This window comes from Arthrobacter sp. 05N429 (assembly GCF_056397045.1).
In genome coordinates, this window is record NZ_JBFTMQ010000028.1 from 1 (window position 1) to 2,423 (window position 2,423).

The following is a 2,423-nucleotide window of genomic DNA, read 5'->3' on the forward strand; positions in this document are numbered from 1 at the left end:
GTGTGGTGTGTGGTGGCGGGTGTTGTGTCGTTGGCGCTTGCGGTGGGGGCTGCTTCGACGGTGGCGGTGCCGGTGGGTAGTGACCTGGGGCTGGTTGCGGTGTTGCCGTATCCGTTCTGGGTGGGGGTTTTGTTGTTGAATGTTGCTTTTGTTGTGGCGTTGCGGGGGGATGCTGCGGGTCCGGCGCGTCGTGTGGTCATGTTGTGGCTGGTTGTGGTGCTGGTGCTGGTGCTTTTCGGGACTGCGGCGTTCGTGACGGATGTGCCGCGGGGTGAGGTGGCGTTCCGTCATCTGGGCATCGCGGATGCTCTTTCCACGCAGGGGATTAACCCGGATACGGATGCGTATTTTAACTGGCCGGGTTTCTTCGCGTTGCTGGCGGCGGTGTTTGGGGCGACGGGTCTTGATCCGGTGGCTGTTGCTTTGTGGGCGCCGGTGTTCAACGTGGGTTTGTGGCTGGTTGCTGTGGGTGTGCTGACGGGGTTCTTGACGCGGGATCCGCGGCGGCGCTGGCTTGTGTTGTGGGTCTTTTGCCTGGGCAGTTGGCAGGATCAGGACTATTTGTCTCCTCAGGCGTTCGGGTTTTTCCTGTATCTCGTTGTGGTCGCGTTGCTCTTGGGTCCGTTGGCTGCGCGGGCTCCGGTGATCGGTGGTTTCCGGCGGGCCGATGTGGCGGTGTGGTGGCGGGGGCGGTCGCCCGCGGAGCCGGTGCCGGGGCGCCGGGTGAGTGCGCTTGTGGTGGTTTTGTTGCTCGTCGCGGTCATCTGCGCGAGCCATCAGTTGACGCCGTTTATGGTGCTCATCGCGGTGACTGCTCTGACTTTGACCGGGCGTGTCTGGCCCAGCCGGCTGCCGTTGATCACGGTGGTGGTGTTGACGTTGTGGCTGGTTTATCCCGCGAGTGCGTACCTTGCCGGGAACCCGCCGCTGGCGGATGTTGGGCTGCTGGCGGCGACTGATGCGAACGTCATCGATCGTTTGGGCGGGTCTGCCGGGCATGTGCTCGTGGTGCAGTCCCGGATTGTTCTTACCCTTGTGCTGTGGGCGCTTGCCGCGGCGGGGGCGGTGCGTGACTGGCGCAGGGGGCGTCTGGACATGCGGGTGGTCCTCCTGGCCGTCACGCCGTTGCTGCTCTTTCCGGCGCAGTTGTATGGCGGGGAGATGCTGATCCGTGTTTCGCTGTTCGCGTTGCCGTTCATCGCGGTGCTGGCGTGTTCGGTTCTGCTTCCTGCGGACGGCAGCGCGCGCCCGTCCGTCCCTGCCGTGGACGGCAGCGCGCGGCATTCCTTCCCCGCCGCGGACGGCGGCACGCGCCCGTCGTTGCGTGCCGTGGGGGGCCTTGCGCTGACCTGTTTCCTGCTGGCTGTGTTGACCGTGACGGGCCGGTTCGGGAACGCCCAGTATGACGTTTTCACCGACGATGAGATCGCCGCTGTCGCGGCCGTGCATCGTCTCGCGCCGCCGGGTTCGTCGATTATCTCGGCTGCCCACCCGACGCCGTGGCGCAGCGAGGCCTACCTCGACCACCGGGCGCGGACGATCGATGACATGTGCCGGTCGGACTTGTCGACGGCGACGTGCGGGCCGGTCGTGTACGACTTTGCCCGGCATAGTCCTGGCGGTGCAGTCGTGTTGTTCACGCGTTCGGCGGAGGCGAGTCTGGTGGTCCAGGGCGCCAGCAGCGCGCAGGACGTCGCGGGGCTGGAGGAATGGTTGAGCGCGCAAAGCGGTGTGGAGCTCGCGTTCAGCAACGGCGATGCACGCGTGTACCGGGTGACGCCATGAGCGGCGTCAGCCGGCCCACCGTGGTGCTCGGTCTCGCGGCCCTCGCGCTGTCGCTGGTGACGCTGGTCGGGCTGCCGGCCCCGCTGCAGGCGGTCGCTGCGATAGCTGTCCTGATCCTGCTCCCGGGGCAGGCGCTGGCCCGGCTCATGCCGGTATCCGACCTTGCGCTCGGGGTGATGCTCGTCCTGGCGCTCGGCCTGGCCACGCTCACGGCGGTGTCCACGACGATGTTCTACCTCGCCGTGTGGTCATGGCAGGCGGTCATCGTCACGATGGGCGTCATCACCATCCTCGCGTGCATTGCACGCGCACGGCAGGAGGCCGCAAAATGATCGATCTGGCGGGACTGCTCGCGACTGCCGCCCTGCTCGTCACCCTCGTCGGGCTCGAGGTCCGACGCGCCGGACCAGACACCGGGCAGCCCGCACGCCCGAARCTCCTGGGCCGAACGCTCAGCCGCGGGGTCGTTGCCGTCATGTGGGGGATGTACGTGCTCCTCTTCGTTCCCCGCGTGCTCGGACTGCTCGCATGAGCCTCCCGGCGCAGTGGCGGCTCCTCAGCGACCTCCACCTCGGCGTGTCAGACGAAGACCCCCGCCACCCCGGCAACATACTCCCCGCATTCCTGCACAACGAGGT

Annotated in this window: 3 protein-coding genes; all 3 read left to right on the forward strand. The window is 66.9% G+C overall.

The features are described 5' to 3' along the window. On the forward strand, positions 1 to 1,785 hold a 1,785-nt coding region (locus AC1DF4_RS19085), incomplete at its 5' end, for a hypothetical protein (RefSeq protein WP_476914345.1). Positions 1,786 to 1,805: 20 nt separating this feature from the next. Continuing rightward, positions 1,806 to 2,117 carry a hypothetical protein gene (locus AC1DF4_RS19090; RefSeq protein WP_476914346.1) on the forward strand — a complete coding sequence of 104 codons (312 nt, stop codon included), beginning with the start codon at positions 1,806 to 1,808 and terminating at the stop codon, positions 2,115 to 2,117. Continuing rightward, positions 2,114 to 2,317, forward strand: coding sequence for a hypothetical protein (locus AC1DF4_RS19095; RefSeq protein ID WP_476914347.1), 204 nt, complete (start codon positions 2,114 to 2,116; stop codon positions 2,315 to 2,317). The genes AC1DF4_RS19090 and AC1DF4_RS19095 overlap by 4 nt, the downstream gene beginning before the upstream one ends. Positions 2,318 to 2,423 lie beyond the last annotated feature (106 nt).